Here is an 18,402-nt window from a genome sequence, read left to right on the forward strand (position 1 = left end):
GACTAGGGGGAGCCACTGACAACGCCGGTCGGATTCCCGAATGGGACAACAATCCCGGACCATCCAGCATGCCCGACGCCAAGACCGACCCTATAGCACGTGCATTCGATTTACGGCACTCGTTCACCACCTTCACCCAAAGGTGTGGCGGGGCTAGTGTCAGCACCATGATTGATCACGCTCGTGACCTGGTGTCTGTACGTGAAGCGACGGAACGGCTGCTCACCGCAGCGGCCAAGCTGGACAACGCGTCGGTGGCCGAGCCGTCACGGCTCCCCGGCTGGAGCCGCGGCCATGTCCTCGCGCACCTCGCGCGCAACGCCGACGCCCTCGTGAACGTCCTCGAAGGGCGCCCCATGTACGTCTCGGCGACGACTCGGGACGCCGACATCGAACGGGACGCCCCTCGCCCCCTCGACGTACAGCTCACGGACGTACGTGAGAGTGCGGCCCGTTTCCAGGAGGCAGCAGCTGCTCCCGCGGACTGGTCGCGCACGGTCCGGCTGCGCAACGGGGTCACCGACGCGGCGGCCCGGGTGCCGTTCCGGCGCTGGGTCGAGGTGGAGCTGCATCACGTGGATCTCGGGATCGGGTACGAGCTGGAGGATCTGCCGACGGAGTTCGTGGAGCGGGAGATCGACTTCCTCGCGGAGCGGTTCACCGGGCACCCCGACGTGCCGCCGACCCGCCTCACGGACGGCACGCGCGCGTGGGGCACGGGCCGGGAGGCGGGCACGCCAGAGATCACCGTCACGGGCCCGGCGCCCGCCCTGCTCGGCTGGCTCGCCGGGCGCCGCGACGGTGCCGGGCTGACCGTGCAGGGCGGCACACTGCCGTCGCTCCCCGCGCTGTAACTCCTGAACCGTCCCTGGGCCGCTCTCCCGCTATAGGCTGCCGCCATGACGTACAGCGGACAGGTGACGGTCGGTGGCCCCGCCGACGTGCACGAGCTCAAGGACCTGATGATCACCAAGATCGCGGTCGGCCCGATGGACAACAACGCCTATCTGCTGCGCTGCCGGGCCACGGACGAGCAACTGCTGATCGACGCCGCCAACGACGCGGACGCACTGCTCGGCATGATCGGTGACGACGGCATCGCGTCCGTCGTCACCACGCACCAGCACGGCGATCACTGGCAGGCGCTCGCCGCGGTCGTCGAGGCCACCGGCGCGCGCACATACGCCGGCCGGGACGACGCCGACGGCATCCCGGTGCCGACCGATGTCCTGGTCGACGACGGCGACACCATCCGGGTGGGGCGCGTGGAGCTCACCGCGCGCCACCTGGTCGGGCACACGCCGGGTTCGATCGCCCTCGTCTACGACGACCCGCACGGACATCCCCATGTGTTCACCGGGGACTGCCTGTTCCCGGGCGGCGTGGGCAACACCCGTAAGGATCAGAAGGCGTTCGCCAGTCTGATCCACGACGTCGAGACGAAGATCTTCGACGTACTGCCGGACGAGACCTGGGTCTACCCGGGGCACGGCAACGACACGACGCTGGGCGCGGAACGGCCGCAGTTGCCGGAGTGGCACGCGCGGGGTTGGTGAGCGCGCGCCCCGCGCACGCACCCCGTGTGAATCGTTCACACGCGCCGGTGCCACGCGCGCGCTCCCGGCGGACGTTGTTGCGCAGTCAACTGGAAGCAGCCCCGCACAGGATGACGGCTCCTGAGCGGTAAGGGCCGCCGGTCTCTCAATCCCCGCCCTCGACCGGCGGCCCCGGCAGCTGCCGAGGGACCTGTTCACAGGAACGCAACACCCGTTCCCACTATGCGGACAGTTACCGTCGTGACCTCGACAAACACGACCATGTACTGTCAATCTCCCGCCATGCATCTTGCCCCTCGCGCGCTGCGCCGCGCCGTCGCCGTCGCAACGACAGCCCTGCTCGCCACCGCTCTCGGCTGTGCTCCGCAGCCGGACGACAAAGCCGCCGACGCACCCTCGGGGTCGGCCGGGAATACCTGCGCCAAGGGCAAGTTGGCCACTCAGACCTCCGGCAAGCTGACGATCGCCACCGACGAGCCGGCGTACGAGCCCTGGTTCAAGGACGACAAGCCCGCCAACGGTGAAGGATTCGAGTCGGCGGTCGCGTACGCCGTGGCGAAGCAGCTCGGCTACGACAAGAGCGCCGTCGTCTGGCAGAGCGTGCCGTTCAACAAGGCCTTCGCGCCCGGCGAGAAGACCTTCGACTTCGACATCAACCAGGTGTCGATCAGCGACGAGCGCAAGAAGGCCGTGGACTTCTCCTCCGGCTACTACGACGTCCGCCAGGCCGTCATCGCGCTGAAGGGCACCGAGGCCGCCAAGGCGAAGAGCATCGCGGACCTCAAGGGTTTCAAGCTGGGCGCACAGGTCGGCACCACCAGCCTCGATTACATCGACGACGTGGTGAAGCCGACGCAGGAGGCCGCCGCGTACGCCAAGAACGACCAGGCCAAGTCCGCGCTGAAGAACGGTCAGGTCGACGCCATCGTCGTCGACCTGCCGACCGCCTTCTACATCACCGCGGCCGAGGTGACGGACGCGACGATCGTCGGGCAGTTCGAGAACCAGGGCGGTACGCCGGAGCAGTTCGGGCTGGTGCTCGACAAGGGCAGCGCGCTCACCACGTGCGTGACCGACGCCGTGGACACGCTGCGCAAGGACGGCACCCTGGCCAAGCTCGAGCAGCAGTGGCTGTCGGACGCCGTCGACGCTCCGGTGCTCAAGTGACGGTCACGAAGGCTGAGTCCGGCCACGGAGGCTCGGACGACAACGGTGACATGCCCGGAGCGAGCGGCGACGGGTACGTCCCCTCGCAGCGGCGTCTCGACCGCGAGCGCTACAAGCGCGCCCGCGCCCGCCGCGCCACGGCGATCGCCGCCCTCTCCACCCTGGTCACCGCCGTCGTCCTCTACCTGGTCGTGGTCAACGCGCCGGGCTGGCCGCGCACCAAGGAGACGTTCTTCGACTGGCAGTACGCGCGCGAGGCGTTCCCCAAGGTCCTCGAAGGGCTCTGGCTCAACGTCCGCCTGCTGCTGATCTGCGGTGTGGCCGTGCTGGTCCTCGGGATGCTCATCGCCGTCGCGCGTACGCTGCGCGGCCCGGTGTTCTTCCCGCTACGGGCGCTGGCGGCGGCGTACACGGACTTCTTCCGCGGGCTTCCGCTCATCATTAACCTCATGATCGTCGTCCTCGGAGTCCCCGCGCTGCGGCTGCAGGGCGTGACCGTCGATCCGGTGCTGCTGGGCGGTACCGCGCTGACGCTGACGTATTCGGCGTACGTCGCTGAGGTGTTCCGCGCGGGCATCGAGTCCGTCCACCCCTCGCAGCGCGCCGCGGCCCGCTCGCTCGGCCTCACCAACCGGCAGGCGCTGCGGCACGTCGTCCTGCCCCAGGCCGTACGCCGTCAGGTGCCGCCCCTGCTGAACGACCTGGTGTCGCTGCAGAAGGACACCGGTCTGGTGTCGATCGGCGGTGCGGTGGACGCCGTACGGGCCGCGGACATCATCGTGGGCCGCAGCCTCAACTACACGCCGTACATAGTCGCGGGCCTGGTCTTCGTGGCCTTGACCATCCCCATGACCCGCCTCACGGACTGGGTGACGGCCCGGATGGACCGTCGGCGCGCCCAAGGAGGAGCCCTGTGAGCGACGCACCTGTGCTGCGGATGGAGTCCGTCCGCAAGACCTTCGGCGGCTCGGTCGTGCTGCGGGACGTCGACCTGGAGGTCGCCCCGCACACAGTGACCGCCTTGATCGGCGCCTCCGGCTCCGGCAAGTCCACGCTGCTGCGGTGCGCGAACCTGCTGGAGGACATCGACGACGGTGCGATCTGGCTGGACGGCGAGGAGATCACCGATCCCCGCGTCGACCAGGACGGCGTACGGCGCCGTATCGGCGTGGTGTTCCAGGCGTACAACCTCTTCCCGCACATGACGGTCCTGGAGAACATCACCCTCGCCCCACGCCGGGTGCACGGTGTCTCCCGCACGGAGGCCGAGGCACGCGCACGTGAGCTGCTGGAGCGGCTCGGGCTGGCCGACAAGGCGGGCGAGTACCCGGACCGGCTGAGCGGCGGCCAACAGCAGCGCGTCGCGATCGTCCGCGCCTTGGCCGTACGTCCGCGGCTGCTGCTGCTCGACGAGATCACCGCCGCCCTCGACCCCGAGCTTGTCGGCGAAGTCCTCACCGTCGTCCGCGATTTGAAGGAGGACGGGATGACTATGGTGCTGGCCACCCACGAGATGGGGTTCGCGCGCGACGTCGCCGACCAGGTTTGCTTTCTGGACGGCGGCGTGGTGCTGGAGCACGGCACGGCCGAGCAGATCTTCGGGGATCCGCAGCAGGAGCGCACTCAGCAATTCCTGCGGCGGATCGTGGAGGCGGGGCGGTTGTAAGGACCGCTCGCCATGGTCGGCGGGACTTACACCTCCACCGGACTCACACCTCCACCGGACTCACACGTCCACCGGGCTTACGCGTCCGCGGAGTTCATAGTTGCCCGGACGTACCCGCCAGCGCCGCGACCCGCTCGACCCCGAACACGTACCCCTGCACACCGCATCCCGCGATGACGCCGTCGGCGCGCAGGGAGACGTACGAGTGGTGCCGGAACGACTCGCGCTTGTGGATGTTGGAGATGTGGACCTCCAACACGGGTAGTCCGTCACAGGTGTTGAGTGCGTCCAGAATCGCAACCGACGTGTGCGAGTAGGCGCCGGGGTTGATCACGATCCCGCTGTGGTTCAGCCGTGCCTCGTGGATCCAGTCGACCAACTCACCCTCGTGGTTGGACTGCCGGAAGTCGATCGTGCCGCCGTGCGCGGCCGCCGCCTTGGCACACAGGGCCTCGACATCGGCCAAGGTCTCGGAGCCGTAGATCTCCGGCTGGCGCTGGCCGAGCAGGTTCAGATTGGGGCCGTTGAGGATCATGATCGGGGCGTTGGCCAGGGTGCGGGGCACGGTTCCTCCGGTCCGTTCAGGGGTGGGGCGCTCTGTGGGCGACCGCTGCTCAGACCCCGGTTTATCACGATGCGTGGGCCGGGCCTCGGCTCCTATTCTCAGGGTCATGACCATGATCTCGTATCCGCCCAAGCCCTCGCCCGGCGACCGCATAGCCGTCATCTCGCCCGGCGCCGGCCTGCCCGGCCTCTTCCCGCGCCCCTATGAGCTGGGACTGGAGCGACTGCGCAAGGACTACGAGCTCGAACCGGTCGAGTACCCGGCCACCCGCAAGATGGGCTCGACACCGCAGGAGCGGGCCGACGACATCCACGCCGCGTTCGCCGACCCGGACATCAAGGCGGTCATCGCGTCGATCGGCGGCGACGACCAGATCACCGTGCTGCCGTTTCTGGACCGGGAGTTGATCAGGGCGAACCCGAAGCCGTTCTTCGGGATGAGCGACAACACGAACCTGCTCATGTTCCTGCGCAACACCGGCATCGTCGGCTACCACGGCGCGACCGTCATGACCGCGCTGGGCCGCCCTGTCGCCATGGACGAGTTGACCGCCGAGTCGCTGCGGGCGGCGCTGTTCACCCCGGGCGAGTACGAACTCAAGCCGGCCGAGCGCTGGAACGACGTCAACCGCGACTGGGCCGACCCGGCGACCTTCGACGCGGAGCCGGAGATGCGCCCCGCCGACGGATGGATCTGGAAGAACGCCGACCGGGTGGTGGAGGGCCGCAGTTGGGGCGGTTGCCTGGAGATCCTCGGCTGGCTGCTGATGGCCGACCGGGAGATCGCGCGCGATCTCTCGGAGTACGACGGCGGCGTACTGCTCCTGGAGACCTCGGAGGAGATGCCGAGCGGCGAGGAGGTCTTCCGCACCATGCGGAACATGGGCGAGCGCGGGCTCCTCCAGCGCTTCTCCGCACTCCTGATGGGCCGGGCGAAGACCTGGTCCTTCGAGCGCCCCAACAGCCCGGAGGAGGCCGCTCGTTACGCGGCCGAGCAGCGCGAGGCCGTCCTGCGCGCCATGCGGGCCTACGCTCCCGACACCACGATCGTCTTCGACGTGGACTACGGCCACACCGACCCACAACTCGTGATCCCCTACGGCGGCATCGTCCGCGTCGACGGCCCCGCCCGGCGCATCACCGTCACGTACTGACGAAGCCCCGGCGCGCCCGCACGCCCCCGTAACCCGCGATCACCGTGGGTAGTTGACGCAGCATGCACGATGTACGCACCGTAAGGGCGCCCTCCATGCTGCGGCTCGCGGCCGCCTCGCTCGCCGGGACAGCCATCGAGTTCTACGACTTCTTCGTCTACGGGACCGCGGCGGCGCTGGTCCTGGGGCCGCTGTTCTTCCCGACCTTCTCGCCGGTGGCGGGGACACTGGCCGCCTTCGCCACGTTCGGCGTGGGTTTTGTGGCGCGGCCGCTGGGGTCGGTGCTGTTCGGGCACATCGGGGACCGGCACGGACGCCGCCCGGTCCTCGTCGCCTCGCTGCTGCTGACCGGCGCCTCCACGGTCGCGGTCGGCTGCGTCCCGACGTACGACACGATCGGTGTCACCGCTCCCCTGCTGCTGCTCGTGCTGCGTTTTCTGCAGGGGCTCGGCATCGGCGGTGAGTGGGGCGGGGCCGTCCTGCTGACGGTGGAGCACGCGCCGGCCGAGCGGCGCGGTCTGTGGTCGAGCTTCCCGCAGGTCGGGCCGGCGCTGGGCTTCCTGCTCGCCAACGGTGTGGTGCTGGGGCTGTCGGCGACGTTGTCCGACGCGCAGTTCGCCGCGTGGGGATGGCGTGTGCCGTTCTGGGCGGCGGGGGTGCTGGCGCTGGTCGGGTTGTGGCTGCGGTCGTCGCTCACCGAGAGCCCCCGGTTCCTCGAAATCGACGACCACGCGCGCGTGCCGCTCGCGGAGGTCGTACGCGACCACTGGCGGCTCGTCCTGCTGACCGCGGGGGCGCTCGCCATCGGATACGCGATCTTCTACGCCGTGACGACCTGGTCCCTCGCGTACGCCACCGAGCGGCTCGGTGTGAGCCGCGGCGTCATGCTGACCTGCATCATGGCCGCGGTCCTGGTGAAGGGGTCGCTCACACCGGTGGCTGCGCTGCTCGGTGATCGTTTCGGGCGGAGGCCCCTGACCCTGATCGGGTGCGCTGCCGCCGCCTTGTGGATGTTCCCGATGGTCGCGCTCCTCGCGACGGGTGCGCCGCTGCTGATGTTCCTGGGGTTCCTCGGGGCGATGCTCGCGTTCATCACGATGTTCGCCGTGATTGCCGCGTATCTGCCGGAGTTGTACGAGCCCCGGGTGCGCTGCACGGGCGCCGCGGTGGGCTACAACCTCGGCGGCGTGGTCGGGGGCGCGCTCACGCCGATCGTGGCGACGGCGCTCGCCGAGCAGGGCGGTCGGGTGCCCTGGGGTGTGGGGGCGTATCTCACGGGTATCGCGCTGCTCAGCCTGGGGTGCTTCGCGCTGCTGCCCGAGACGCGTCCGGTGCCTGCAGTAGCGGCGGAGCCCGCCACCGGGTGACGGGCTCCGGACACCGCGACTACGCCGGACCCCGCCGCTACGCAGCACGATCGGTTGCGAAGCACGATCGGCAGCGGGACACGGCGGCTACGGATTGATCGCGAGCTCGAGATACGCCGCGAACAGCACCAGGTGGACGCCTCCCTGAAGCGGTGTCGCCCGCCCGGGCACCACCGTCAGCGAGCTCACCACGACTGTCAGGGCGAGCAGCACCATGTGGGTGGGGCCGAGGCCGAGGACGAGCGGGCCCGAGAGCCAGATGGAGGCCAGGGCGACAGCGGGGATGGTCAGGCCGATGCTGGCCATCGCCGAGCCGAGCGCGAGGTTCAGGCTGGTCTGCACCCGGTCACGGCGGGCGGAGCGCAGCGCGGCGATCGTCTCGGGGAGCAGCACCAGCAGGGCGATGATCACGCCGACGACGGCATGCGGCAGGTCGGCGGCCGCCACTCCGGACTCGATGGTGGGCGACACGCCCTTGGCCAGGCCGACCACACCGATCAGGGCCAGGCCCAGCAGCCCGAGGCTGATCATCGCGGTGCGGGCGGAGGGCGCGTGGGCGTGGTCGTCCGCGGTGATCACCTCGCCCTGCCGGGTGATGGGGAGGAAGTAGTCGCGGTGCCGCACGGTCTGCGTCGCCACGAACAGGCCGTACAGGATCAGCGAGGAGAGCGCGGCGAACGTCAGCTGCACGCTGGAGAACTCCGGACCGGGCTTGCTCGTGGTGAACGTCGGCAGCACCAGGCTGAGCGTGGCCAGGGTGGCGACGGTGGCGAGGGCGGCGCCCGTGCCCTCGGGGTTGAACACCGCCGTACGGTGCCGCAGCGAAGCGACCAGCAGGCAGAGGCCGACGATGCCGTTGCAGGTGATCATCACGGCCGCGAAGACCGTGTCCCTGGCGAGGGTGGAGCTCTTGTCGCCGCCGTCGACCATCAGCGTCACGATCAGGGCGACCTCGATGATCGTGACGGCCACGGCTAGGACCAGGGAGCCGAAGGGCTCGCCGACCCGGTGGGCGACCACTTCAGCGTGGTGCACTGCGGCCAGTACGGCCCCCGCGAGGACCAGTGTCACCAGCGCGACGACCGCGCCTGCCAGGTCCCGTCCCCAGGTGAAGGCCAGCAGGACGACCGCGAGCACCGGCACGACGTACGTCCACTGGGTCGTGAGCGGCCTGAGCCGAGCGATCATGGAGCGATCGTCGCAGAGGCGTTGGGGGTTCGCATTCCGGTCCGGATCGTTGTCAGGCGGCCCCGCGCCCTCGGGATGCGGGGCCCCTGTCGGTCGTGTGTCGCTACGCGAAATCGGTCATCTCCTGTACGTCGCAGTCCGTGAAGGACGGCGGCCTGGTGCACAGTGCGGCCATCTGCTCCGCGAACTTGGTCGTCTCGGGGTCGTCGCTGTTGCGCATGGCGTCCTCGTGGGAGTCGAACTCGATCACTACGAGGTAGCGGTTGTCCTGGCCCCTGTCCTTGAGGACGAGACGGCGCGTGGGGCCGCCGCTGCGACCCGCCAGGCGCTGTTCCGTCTCACTGGCCAGCTCCCGCATCTCGTCGATGCGCTCGGTCTCGAAGTCGATGATCTGCACGAACTTCATGGGTGCGTCCACTGGTGCCTCCACCCGGCCGTGGTGTCCCCGGCCGGGGACACCCAGCACCCAACGAAGCACCGGGAGCGGTGCTCGGCAATTCGCTGGGCACCACTCCCGGTGTTGGTTCTTCCTACGTCCGACGTGGTCAGACGTCGATGCTGTCCTTCGGAGCGCCTTCGCTCCGCTCCTGCGCCGCCTCGGCCGCCGCCTGCTTCTTGGAGGCCCTCAGGCTGGTGATCGTGGTGACGATCAGGACCGCGCAGATCACGCCGAGCGAGACCGGGATGCTGATCTCGGGGACATGGACGCCGGACTCGTGCAGCGCGTGCAGCACCAGCTTGACGCCGATGAAGCCCAGGATGATCGACAGGCCGTAGCTCAGGTGGACCAGCTTCTTCAGCAGGCCGCCGATGAGGAAGTACAGCTGCCTCAGCCCCATCAGGGCGAAGGCGTTCGCGGTGAACACGATGTACGGGTCCTGCGTCAGGCCGAAGATCGCCGGGATGGAGTCCAGGGCGAAGAGCACGTCGGTGGTGCCGATCGCGAGCATCACGACCAGCATCGGGGTCATGACCCGCTTGCCGTTCTCCTGGATCCACAGCTTGGTGCCGTGGTAGCGGTCGGCGACACCGAACCTGCGCTCGGCGGCCTTGAGCAGCTTGTTCTCCTCGAACTCCTCGTCCTCCTCGTCGGCCCGGGCCTCCTGGATGAGCTTCCAGGCGGTCCAGATCAGGAAGGCGCCGAAGAGGTAGAACACCCACGAGAAGCTGGCGAGGATCGCAGCGCCGGCCGCGATGAATATGGCCCGCAGCACGAGGGCTATGAGGACACCGACGAGCAGCACTCGCTGCTGGTACTGGGTCGGCACCGCGAACTTCGCCATGATCAGGACGAAGACGAAGAGGTTGTCGACGCTCAGCGACTTCTCGGTGATGAAGCCCGCGAAGAACTCGCCGCCGGCCTGTCCGCCGCCGAAGATGAGCAGGCCGAGTCCGAAGAGGCCGGCCAGGACGATCCAGACGACCGTCCAGATCCCGGCTTCCTTGATCGATACGTCATGCGGCTTGCGGCCGATGAAGAAATCGACCGCGATCAGGGCGGCAAGGCCCACGATGGTCAGGACCCATAGGGTCGTCGAAACTTCCACTGCGCCTCCGGCAGTCGTAACGGCAAATGTCAGCGTCGTCGCGCGCCGGAGGTCTCTTCCACCCACGATGGGCCGACGCCCCGGGATCTGGCCGGATCCGTATTGACGGGTACGTCGCAGCAGACAGGGAGTACTCCCCTCCGTGGGATGAACAGTACCCCAATCACCAAGGAAAGGTAAAGTGGTTGGCAAAAGAAATGCCAAGTGTGCTGGTCAGAGGCGCTTTACCTGTACTTGGCCCGGGCTGCCGCGACCTGCGCGAGCACCTGCTGGAGCACCTGACTGCCGGGCGGCACGAGCGGGGGCTCGTACGTCCAGGCATGCCCCACCCACGGGTCGGCGAGGTGATCGTCCGGCACCGGGGTAAGTCGCATCAGCGAACGCCACAGCGGGTCGAGCAGCGGGCCGTAGGCGGCTGCCTCCTCGCGGTCCGCGACCATCATCAGGTGGACGCCGACGGCGGGTCCCTCGTCCGCCAGGTAGCGCAGCTGGTTCACCGCCCGGTCGTCGAAGCCGTGCGGGAAGTCATTGACGATCAGCAGCTGCTCGGAGGTGTCGAAACCGGGCGGCAGGGAGTCGGGCGCTCCACCGCGCACCGCCATCTGCACCAGGTCGACACGCTGAGTGAGCCGCGCGAGGACGTCCGCGACACCCGCCGCTCCCACGGCGGGCGGGGCCGCGAGCACGCCGGTCTGCACCAGCGGTACGAGTGCCTGCGCACCCGAGCCGGCCGGGTCGACGACGTGCACGGTGAACTCGCCCGCCGGATAGACGGCGAGCAGCCGAGCCGCGTGCGCCACCGCCGTGTCCATCGCGAGGCGCCGCAGGTCATGGGAGTCGGTGAAGGATCCGTCGAGCGATCCGCCGCGTCCGCTGTCGATCCACAGGCCGCGCTCCAGCGGCAGCCGGACCAGCATCGGTATGCGCAACTGGGCGCTCTCCGGCAGGTGAAGGTCGCCCAGACGCAGGGCCATGGGGATCTCCATCGGTACCCGGTAGCCGTGCCAGACGGGGTTGTCCCAGCGGGCGTACGCGGCCGGCAGCGCGGGTTCGACGACCTCGGACTCCGCGGTGAGCTGGGTCAGGTCCCGGTCGAGCGCCGCTCTGGCTTGGTTGACCAGCTCGGTGTGCTTGGCCTGGGCCGCCTCGCGTGCGGCGTCGCCCTGTCCACCGATCCGGCTGCGCGGGTCCGACAGGACCTGGTCGAGCTCCTTCTCCATGCGGGACTCGGCGAAGTCGACCGCGCTGCGGTAGGCGGAGGTCGTGCGGGCCAGGTCCTCGAACATGCCCCAGACCTGGTTGTAGAGCCGCTCGTCCATGGACCAGCCGGTGGCGTCGCCCGCGACCGGCTGCGCGGGCTGCCCGGGCTGAGCCGGGGGCGCGGTCGGCGGGGGCGGCGGCGGAGCCGCGTTCTGACGGCGCGGGTGGCTGTAGTTGATCGGGCCGCCGGACGTGGGCGCGGACGGCTGGGCGGGGTCGGCCGCGCCGGTTCCGCTCTGATACGACGGCTGCTGCGCGGGCTGGCCCGGTACCCCGGGCGGCTGTGCACCGTACGGGGCGTTCGGCTGCGGTGGGGTCTGCCCTGGCACACCGGGCGGCTGGGTGCCGTAGGGCGACGCCGGCTGCGGCGGTACGGAGCCGGCGGCGCCCTGCGGTGCGGGGCCGCCCTGGTCCGGGCCGAGCGCCGGTGCGGCCGCCTGCCGGGAGCGGTCGCCGTCCTGCCGGGGCGGGGGTGCCGGCACGCTGCGGGCCATGCCCTGCGCCACCGCGTCGTTGATGCCGCCGGCGAGTTGGTGGGCCTGGGGCAGGCCCTGGTCGGTGAAAAGGTCGGCGAGGCCGCCTGCGTAGCCCTGGCCGATGGCGCGTACCTTCCAGGCGTCCTGGCGGCGGTAGAGCTCCAAGGCGACGACAGCCGATTCAGCCTCCAGGCCGGTGATGGTGTAGGAGGCGACCTCGGTGCCGTCGAGGCCGGTGACCGCGACGAAGGGGGTGGCGACGGCGCCGAACCGGGTCGGGCCGGCGACCCCGGTGGGCAGGGCGAGCAGCACACTGACGCGGTGGACGGCTTCCGGCATGGCGTCCAGGTCCACCGCGAGGCGATGGTCGGCGGCCGCCTGCCGGGAGACCTCGAGGCCGGGCAGGGTGGGGGCGCCGGGGTGGGCCACCCATTCGACCCCGTGGATCCTGCCCTGCTCGTCGCCGAGTGTGGCTCCGGCCACGATCGGCGTGCCGGCCGAGACCCGGATCTCCAGACGGGCCTGGGAGAGCGGGTGGTTCTGCCCCCGCACCAGCTCGGCCGTCATGCCTTCGTCCCCCTGTGTCGCTTGTCGTGTTGTGTGCCGCTCGCCGGCCCGCCCTACCGGTCCTTCAGGTCCTACAGGTGCGGCAGGATCGACGGCATCAGGTCCTGGAAGGTGCGGCCGTTGGCCGGCGTGCCGAGGGCCGTCATCGTCCAACCCGGGCCCGAGCGGTGCACCTTCGCCATGATCTGGGCCGTGTAGGCGCCACCGCCCGCGAGCGTGTAGCGGGCCATCTCCTGGCCGTTGGTCTCGTCGACCAGGCGGCAGAACGCGTTCTGCACCTCCTGGAAGGTCTGGCCCGTGAAGGAGTTCACGGTGAAGACGATCTGGTCGATGTGGACGGGGAGGCGCGCGAGGTCGACGAGGATCGCCTCGTCGTCGCCGCCCTGGCCGACACCGCCGACGAGGTTGTCACCGGTGTGGCGGACCGAGCCGTCGTCGCTCACCAGGTGGCGGAAGAAGACGACATCGACCGGCTGCTTGTCCGCGAACAGGACAGCGGAGGCGTCGAGGTCGACCTCCCGCGTGCGCGAGCCGAACAGGCCGCGCCGGGGAGCCGCCTGCCAGCCGAGACCCATGCGCACCGCGGTCAGGCTGCCGCCGTCGTTCTTCTGCAGACTGATGGCCTGACCCTTGGTCATGTTGACGGTCACGTGCTGATTCCCCTCTCGAGCTGTCCCCTGTTGGCCGCGGACTCCGCGGATGACCAGAACCCTACGCAGGGGCACTGACAGTGCCGTACCCCGGTCCGCACTTTGTGTCGGTCTTGCAACACAGCGCGTGCGCGGCATGCCCTCGGAGGCCGTTCGCGGGCGCCGGTCCCAGGCGTGGACCGGCACCCGTGGCCCCGTCAGGCCAGGCCCGCCTCCTTCATCTGGCGCAGTTCCTTCTTCATCTCGGACACCTCGTCACGCAGCCGGGCCGCGATCTCGAACTGCAGATCCGCGGCGGCGGCGCGCATACGCTCCGTCAACTCCTCGATCTGCTCTGCGAGATCGGCCGCCGGACGGTCGGTCGGCACCGTCTCCTTGGCCTTGCCCTTCGCGGACCTGGCCGCCTTCGCGCCCTTGGCCGCCTTGTCTCCGAGAGAGGGCACGGGGGCCTTGGTGCCGCGGCCGTCCTTCTTCGCGCGGTAGCCCGTGCCGAGCAGCTGCTCGGTGTCGACGTCCTCGCGGGCGATCTGCGCGACGATGTCGTTGATCTTCTTGCGCAGCGGCTGGGGGTCGATGCCGTTCGCCTTGTTGTACGCGACCTGCTTCTCCCGACGGCGGTTGGTCTCGTCGATGGCCTTCTCCATCGCCGGGGTGATCTTGTCGGCGTACATATGGACCTGGCCGGAGACATTGCGCGCCGCGCGGCCGATGGTCTGGATGAGGGAGGTGCCGGAGCGCAGGAAGCCCTCCTTGTCGGCGTCGAGGATCGCCACCAGGGACACCTCGGGAAGGTCGAGGCCCTCCCGGAGAAGGTTGATGCCGACGAGGACGTCGAATTCGCCGGCGCGCAGCTCGCGCAGCAACTCGACGCGGCGCAGCGTGTCGACGTCGCTGTGCAGGTAGCGCACCTGGATGCCGAGTTCCAGGAAATAGTCGGTGAGGTCCTCGGCCATCTTCTTGGTGAGGGTGGTGACCAGGACGCGCTCGTCCTTCTCGACGCGCCCCCGGATCTCGTGGACCAGGTCGTCGATCTGCCCCTCGGTGGGCTTGACGACGACCTCCGGGTCGATGAGGCCGGTGGGGCGGATGATCTGCTCGACCTGACCGTCCGAGCGGGAGAGCTCGTAGTTGCCCGGGGTCGCCGACAGATAGACGGTCTGCCCGATGCGCTTTTGGAACTCCTCCCACTTCAAGGGCCGGTTGTCGAGGGCGGAGGGCAGGCGGAAGCCGTGGTCGACGAGTGTGCGCTTGCGGGATGCGTCGCCCTCGTACATGGCGCCGATCTGCGGCACGGTGACGTGCGACTCGTCGATGACGAGCAGGAAGTCGTCCGGGAAGTAGTCCAGCAGCGTGTTCGGCGGGGAGCCGGGCTCGCGGCCGTCGAAGTGCATCGAGTAGTTCTCGACGCCGGAGCAGCTGCCGATCTGGCGGAGCATCTCCAGGTCGTACGTCGTACGCATGCGCAGGCGCTGGGCCTCCAGGAGCTTGCCCTGCTTCTCCAGCTCGGCGAGGCGCTCGCCCAGCTCCTTCTCGATGTCGTTGACGGCCCGCTCCATGCGCTCGGGGCCCGCGACGTAGTGGGAGGCCGGGAACACGTACAGCTGCTCGTCGTCGCTGATGATCTCGCCGGTGAGCGGGTGCAGTGTGGACAGGGCCTCGATCTCGTCGCCGAACATCTCGATGCGGACGGCGAGCTCTTCGTAGACCGGGAAGATCTCGATGGTGTCGCCGCGCACCCGGAAGGTGCCGCGGCTGAAGGCCATGTCGTTGCGCGTGTACTGGATGTCCACGAATCGGCGCAGCAGTTGGTCCCGGTCGATCTCCTCGCCGACCTTGAGGGGGACCATGCGGTCCACGTACTCCTGCGGGGTGCCGAGGCCGTAGATGCAGGAGACCGAGGCGACCACGACGACGTCGCGGCGGGTGAGCAGCGAGTTGGTCGCGGAGTGGCGCAGGCGCTCGACCTCCTCGTTGATCGAGGAGTCCTTCTCGATGTAGGTGTCCGACTGCGGGACGTAGGCCTCGGGCTGGTAGTAGTCGTAGTACGAGACGAAGTACTCGACGGCGTTGTTCGGCAGCAGCTCGCGGAACTCGTTCGCCAGCTGAGCGGCCAGCGTCTTGTTCGGCGCCATCACCAGGGTGGGGCGCTGGAGCTTCTCGATCATCCACGCGGTGGTGGCGGACTTGCCTGTGCCGGTCGCGCCGAGCAGGACGACGTCCTTCTCGCCGGCTTCGATGCGCCGGGCGAGCTCGGTGATGGCCTGCGGCTGGTCGCCGCTGGGCTGGTAGGGGCTGACGACCTCGAAGGGCGCCACCGTGCGTTCGATGCTGGAAACGGGCCGCATGGAATCAACCGTACGACCCGCCACTGACAACGCGGCCCGATCAGTGGTTTTGCGGGGTGCGGGGGCCCCGCTGCCCGAGGGCGCGGCGGGGCCGCAGCGGCGGGCGCCGGGTGGGGTGCGGGACGGTGGCGTGGGCCGGGACGCCGGGCTTGTGCTCGACGGGGACGCCGGCCGGCTTTCCCATGACCATCTTCGGGTCGAACAGCATGACGGCGCCCGCGAGGAGCAGGAAGGCGAGCGGGCCGATCAGCATGGGCGCGAGCAGGGCGGCGGGTGAGTCGCCCGTGGAGGGGGCCTCCGTGCCGTGGAGATGGACGCTGAGGGCGGCCATGCCGGTGTAGTGCATGCCGCTGACGGCGAGGCCCATGACGAGGCTCGCGCCCACGCTCCACATCAGCCCTCTGACCTGTCCGGCGGCCCACAGGGCGGCGGTGGCCGCCACCATGGCTATGGCGACGGAGACGGCGACGGTGAACGTGTTGTACTCCAGCTTGCCGTCGAGCCGCATGCCGGCCATGCCCAGGTAGTGCATCGAGGCTATGCCCAGACCGGTGATGGTGCCGCCGGTGAACAGGGCCGCTCCGCTGGCGCCCTTGTAGCCGACGATGAAGATCCCGATGCCCACCATGACGATGGCGACGGCCAGGCTCGCGAACGTCATCAGCTTGTCGTAGTGGATCGGCGTCTCCTCGACCGTGAACCCCATCATCGCGACGAAGTGCATGGTCCATATGCCGGAGCCGATGGCCGCCGATCCCAGGGCGAGCCAGCCCGGGCGCCAGGACTGCGAGACGAGCATCGATCTGGTGGTGCAGCGCAGACCGAGGGCACCACCGAGGCAGGCCATCAGGTAGGCCACCAGCGGTGTGACGAGTCCGTAGCTGAATCCGTCGATCGTGCCCTGCATACGCAGCTGCCCTTCCCGCCCTCTAACGTCCCGGAACTCTGTGAAATGCGCCCCCTCCCACGACCGACCGAGCGGTCAGGGTTGAGGCAGAGAGTAACCCCCACCGGAATGGTCGAACGATTCTCCGGCAAAGAAACACGGCCTTGCCCCAGTTGTGCTGCACGAGTGAGCGGGCGCGGGCAACTCCATTCATTCTGTGGCCATTCTGTACTCCTCCACCGTTGACTCTCTGCTGTCACAGTTGAGCTGTCCGTGATCGCTCGACGCGAGGAGTACGCATGCACGCGCGCGCTGTAGCCGCCACGACGACCGCGCTCCTGGGAGCCGCCGCTCTTCTGCTCCCCGCCCCCGCCGCCCTGGCCGGCGCCGAGCGGCCCACGATCATCGCCCACCGGGGTGCCTCCGCCTACGCCCCCGAGAACACGCTGGCCGCCGTCGACGAGGCCGCCGAGTTGGGCATCAGCTGGGTCGAGAACGACGTTCAGCGCACCAAGGACGGCGAACTGGTCGTCCTCCACGACGACAATCTCAAGCGCACGACCGATGTGGAGGAGGTCTTCCCCGACCGGGCGCCGTGGAAGGTGAAGGACTTCACCGCCGCCGAGATCGCCCACCTGGACGCGGGCAGTTGGTTCGGCCCCGGGTACGCGGGCGAGCGCGTACCGACGCTGGAGCAGTTCATGGACCGCGTGGAACTGCACCATCAGAAGCTGCTCCTGGAGATCAAGAACCCCGATCTGTACCCGGGCATCGAGCGGCAGACCCTCAAGGTCCTGGGCAATGAGGGCTGGCTCGACCCGGACCACCTCGCGAGGCGGCTGATCGTGCAGAGCTTCAGCGCCGACAGCATCCGCACCGTCCACGAGCTGAAGCCGGCCGTGAAGATCGGCTTCCTGGGGACGCCGCCCGTGGCGGACCTGTCCTGGTACGCGACCTTCGCCGACCAGATCAACCCGTCGTACTCCTCCATCTCCACGGACTACGTCGCCTCCGTCCATGAGTTCGAGGGACCGCACGGCGGGCCGCTGGAGGTCTTCACCTGGACCGTGAACGACGCGGACACCGCCCGGCTGGTCGGCGGGTACGGAGTCGACGGCATCATCACCAACAATCCCGACGTGGTGCGGGACGCGTTCCCCAAGGGCTGAGGCCCGACGGGCCCGGCACTTCCGCCCGGCAGCCGGGCCCGCCCGGGGCGCAGTGCCCGCTCCCGGGGCGTTGTCAGTGGTGGGTCGTACGGTGGGCGCATGGACAGCCATGGGCAGTACGAGCAGCAGGTCGTGTGGGCCGTCGTCGGTACCGACATCGGTCCGCTGATGCTGGCCGCGACCCGCGACGGCCTGGTCAGCGTCGTGTTCCACGCCACGGAGGGGGTGCGCGACACGGCGCTCGACCGACTGGCGTCCCGACTGGGCACCGAGCCGGTCGAGGCACCCGGTTCTCCGCTGCTGGCCGAGGCGATACGTCAGGTGGAGGAGTACTTCGCGGGTGCCCGCCGCGACTTCGAGCTGCCGCTGGACTGGTCACTCATCTCCGGCTTCAACCGGCAGGTGCTGCGCGAGCTGGCGTCCGGTGTCCCGTACGGCACGGTCGTCGGGTACGGCGATCTGGCCGGACGCGTGGGGCAGCCGGGCGCGGCCCAGGCGGTGGGGACGGCCATGGGCGCCAATCCGCTGCCGGTCGTCGTGCCCTGCCACCGGGTCGTGGAGAGCGACGGCGGCATCGGCGGCTTCGGGGGCGGCCTGGAGACCAAGCGGAAGCTGCTCGCCCTGGAGGGGGTGCTGCCGGAGCCGCTGTTCTGAGGGCTTCCGTACTTTCGCAGAGTTGGACGAGCGAGAGAGACAGGCAAGAAGACAGGCGGGAGAAGAGGGGGGAGACTGCGCCTGTGACGACACTTTTCACCCACCTGTACGCGGCCGGTCCGGTGTGCTGTCCCGTGCCGGCAGGTCCGGTGTACCGCTCCATGTCGGTCGCCCGGGCGCGCCGTA

17 protein-coding genes are annotated in these 18,402 nt (G+C 69.4%); 9 read left to right on the forward strand and 8 right to left on the reverse strand.

The window, feature by feature from the left end:
- Positions 1-167 precede the first annotated feature (167 nt).
- From EHO50_RS07265 to EHO50_RS07285, 5 genes are all read left to right on the forward strand, one after another.
- On the forward strand, positions 168-854 hold the full coding sequence (locus EHO50_RS07265) for a maleylpyruvate isomerase family mycothiol-dependent enzyme (protein ID WP_128429038.1): 687 nt from the start codon (positions 168-170) through the stop codon (positions 852-854).
- 45 nt (positions 855-899) lie between these two features.
- Positions 900-1,556: an MBL fold metallo-hydrolase gene (locus tag EHO50_RS07270; RefSeq protein WP_128429039.1), complete on the forward strand. Its 657-nt coding sequence runs from the start codon at positions 900-902 to the stop codon at positions 1,554-1,556.
- A gap of 282 nt (positions 1,557-1,838) precedes the next feature.
- Positions 1,839-2,723 (forward strand): ABC transporter substrate-binding protein, encoded by an 885-nt coding sequence (locus EHO50_RS07275; RefSeq protein WP_128429040.1) that lies wholly within the window; start codon positions 1,839-1,841, stop codon positions 2,721-2,723.
- On the forward strand, positions 2,720-3,640 hold the full coding sequence (locus EHO50_RS07280; RefSeq protein WP_128429041.1) for an amino acid ABC transporter permease: 921 nt from the start codon (positions 2,720-2,722) through the stop codon (positions 3,638-3,640). Before EHO50_RS07275 ends, EHO50_RS07280 begins: the two co-directional genes overlap by 4 nt.
- Positions 3,641-3,660: 20 nt before the next feature.
- A complete protein-coding gene (locus tag EHO50_RS07285; RefSeq protein WP_128429257.1) occupies positions 3,661-4,389 on the forward strand; it encodes an amino acid ABC transporter ATP-binding protein in 729 nt (242 codons plus the stop codon).
- A gap of 94 nt (positions 4,390-4,483) precedes the next feature.
- On the opposite strand, the gene aroQ is transcribed toward EHO50_RS07285, so the two are convergent.
- On the reverse strand, positions 4,484-4,954 hold the full coding sequence (gene aroQ / locus EHO50_RS07290; protein ID WP_128429042.1) for a type II 3-dehydroquinate dehydratase: 471 nt from the start codon (positions 4,952-4,954) through the stop codon (positions 4,484-4,486).
- 106 nt (positions 4,955-5,060) lie between these two features.
- Between aroQ and EHO50_RS07295 the strand changes: the two genes are divergently transcribed.
- Both EHO50_RS07295 and EHO50_RS07300 read left to right on the forward strand, forming a co-directional pair.
- Positions 5,061-6,107: a S66 family peptidase gene (locus EHO50_RS07295; protein WP_128429043.1), complete on the forward strand. Its 1,047-nt coding sequence runs from the start codon at positions 5,061-5,063 to the stop codon at positions 6,105-6,107.
- Between the two features lie 62 nt (positions 6,108-6,169).
- Positions 6,170-7,474, forward strand: coding sequence for an MFS transporter (locus tag EHO50_RS07300; protein WP_246101059.1), 1,305 nt, complete (start codon positions 6,170-6,172; stop codon positions 7,472-7,474).
- Between the two features lie 87 nt (positions 7,475-7,561).
- Here the strand turns inward: EHO50_RS07300 and EHO50_RS07305 are convergent, their stop codons facing one another.
- The 7 genes from EHO50_RS07305 to EHO50_RS07335 form a co-directional block, all read right to left on the reverse strand.
- A complete protein-coding gene (locus EHO50_RS07305; protein ID WP_128429044.1) occupies positions 7,562-8,662 on the reverse strand; it encodes a calcium:cation antiporter in 1,101 nt (366 codons plus the stop codon).
- 103 nt (positions 8,663-8,765) lie between these two features.
- Complete coding sequence (locus tag EHO50_RS07310) at positions 8,766-9,068, reverse strand: hypothetical protein (RefSeq protein ID WP_128429259.1); 303 nt, start codon at positions 9,066-9,068, stop codon at positions 8,766-8,768.
- Positions 9,069-9,207: 139 nt separating this feature from the next.
- Positions 9,208-10,209 carry a TerC/Alx family metal homeostasis membrane protein gene (locus EHO50_RS07315; protein WP_128429045.1) on the reverse strand — a complete coding sequence of 334 codons (1,002 nt, stop codon included), beginning with the start codon at positions 10,207-10,209 and terminating at the stop codon, positions 9,208-9,210.
- A 224-nt stretch (positions 10,210-10,433) separates the two neighbouring features.
- Positions 10,434-12,512, reverse strand: coding sequence for a TerD family protein (locus EHO50_RS07320; protein ID WP_128429046.1), 2,079 nt, complete (start codon positions 12,510-12,512; stop codon positions 10,434-10,436).
- Positions 12,513-12,583: 71 nt separating this feature from the next.
- On the reverse strand, positions 12,584-13,162 hold the full coding sequence (locus tag EHO50_RS07325) for a TerD family protein (RefSeq protein WP_128429047.1): 579 nt from the start codon (positions 13,160-13,162) through the stop codon (positions 12,584-12,586).
- A 197-nt stretch (positions 13,163-13,359) separates the two neighbouring features.
- Complete coding sequence (gene uvrB, locus EHO50_RS07330) at positions 13,360-15,507, reverse strand: excinuclease ABC subunit UvrB (protein WP_128429048.1); 2,148 nt, start codon at positions 15,505-15,507, stop codon at positions 13,360-13,362.
- A gap of 40 nt (positions 15,508-15,547) precedes the next feature.
- Positions 15,548-16,414, reverse strand: coding sequence for an MHYT domain-containing protein (locus EHO50_RS07335; protein ID WP_128429049.1), 867 nt, complete (start codon positions 16,412-16,414; stop codon positions 15,548-15,550).
- 278 nt (positions 16,415-16,692) lie between these two features.
- On the opposite strand from EHO50_RS07335, the gene EHO50_RS07340 reads away from it, so the two are divergent.
- Complete coding sequence (locus EHO50_RS07340) at positions 16,693-17,562, forward strand: glycerophosphodiester phosphodiesterase (RefSeq protein ID WP_128429050.1); 870 nt, start codon at positions 16,693-16,695, stop codon at positions 17,560-17,562.
- 99 nt (positions 17,563-17,661) lie between these two features.
- Positions 17,662-18,216, forward strand: a complete 555-nt coding sequence (locus EHO50_RS07345) for a methylated-DNA--[protein]-cysteine S-methyltransferase (protein WP_128429051.1) — start codon at positions 17,662-17,664, stop codon at positions 18,214-18,216.
- Positions 18,217-18,402 lie beyond the last annotated feature (186 nt).

It is taken from the genome of Streptomyces cyaneus (genome assembly GCF_004028635.1).
GTDB lineage: Bacteria > Actinomycetota > Actinomycetes > Streptomycetales > Streptomycetaceae > Streptomyces > Streptomyces cyaneus.

What these genes read in the sequence shown, in the direction of transcription:
- EHO50_RS07265 (WP_128429038.1), top strand. Translation starts at nt 168, where the DNA reads ATGATTGATCACGCTCGTGACCTGGTGTCTGTACGTGAAGCGACGGAA.
- EHO50_RS07270 (WP_128429039.1), top strand. Translation starts at nt 900, where the DNA reads ATGACGTACAGCGGACAGGTGACGGTCGGTGGCCCCGCCGACGTGCAC.
- EHO50_RS07275 (WP_128429040.1), top strand. Translation starts at nt 1,839, where the DNA reads ATGCATCTTGCCCCTCGCGCGCTGCGCCGCGCCGTCGCCGTCGCAACG.
- EHO50_RS07285 (WP_128429257.1), top strand. Translation starts at nt 3,661, where the DNA reads ATGGAGTCCGTCCGCAAGACCTTCGGCGGCTCGGTCGTGCTGCGGGAC.
- EHO50_RS07295 (WP_128429043.1), top strand. Translation starts at nt 5,061, where the DNA reads ATGACCATGATCTCGTATCCGCCCAAGCCCTCGCCCGGCGACCGCATA.
- EHO50_RS07300 (WP_246101059.1), top strand. Translation starts at nt 6,170, where the DNA reads ATGCACGATGTACGCACCGTAAGGGCGCCCTCCATGCTGCGGCTCGCG.
- EHO50_RS07305 (WP_128429044.1), bottom strand. Translation starts at nt 8,662, where the DNA reads ATGATCGCTCGGCTCAGGCCGCTCACGACCCAGTGGACGTACGTCGTG.
- EHO50_RS07310 (WP_128429259.1), bottom strand. Translation starts at nt 9,068, where the DNA reads ATGAAGTTCGTGCAGATCATCGACTTCGAGACCGAGCGCATCGACGAG.
- EHO50_RS07320 (WP_128429046.1), bottom strand. Translation starts at nt 12,512, where the DNA reads ATGACGGCCGAGCTGGTGCGGGGGCAGAACCACCCGCTCTCCCAGGCC.
- uvrB (WP_128429048.1), bottom strand. Translation starts at nt 15,507, where the DNA reads ATGCGGCCCGTTTCCAGCATCGAACGCACGGTGGCGCCCTTCGAGGTC.
- EHO50_RS07335 (WP_128429049.1), bottom strand. Translation starts at nt 16,414, where the DNA reads ATGCAGGGCACGATCGACGGATTCAGCTACGGACTCGTCACACCGCTG.
- EHO50_RS07340 (WP_128429050.1), top strand. Translation starts at nt 16,693, where the DNA reads ATGCACGCGCGCGCTGTAGCCGCCACGACGACCGCGCTCCTGGGAGCC.
- EHO50_RS07345 (WP_128429051.1), top strand. Translation starts at nt 17,662, where the DNA reads ATGGACAGCCATGGGCAGTACGAGCAGCAGGTCGTGTGGGCCGTCGTC.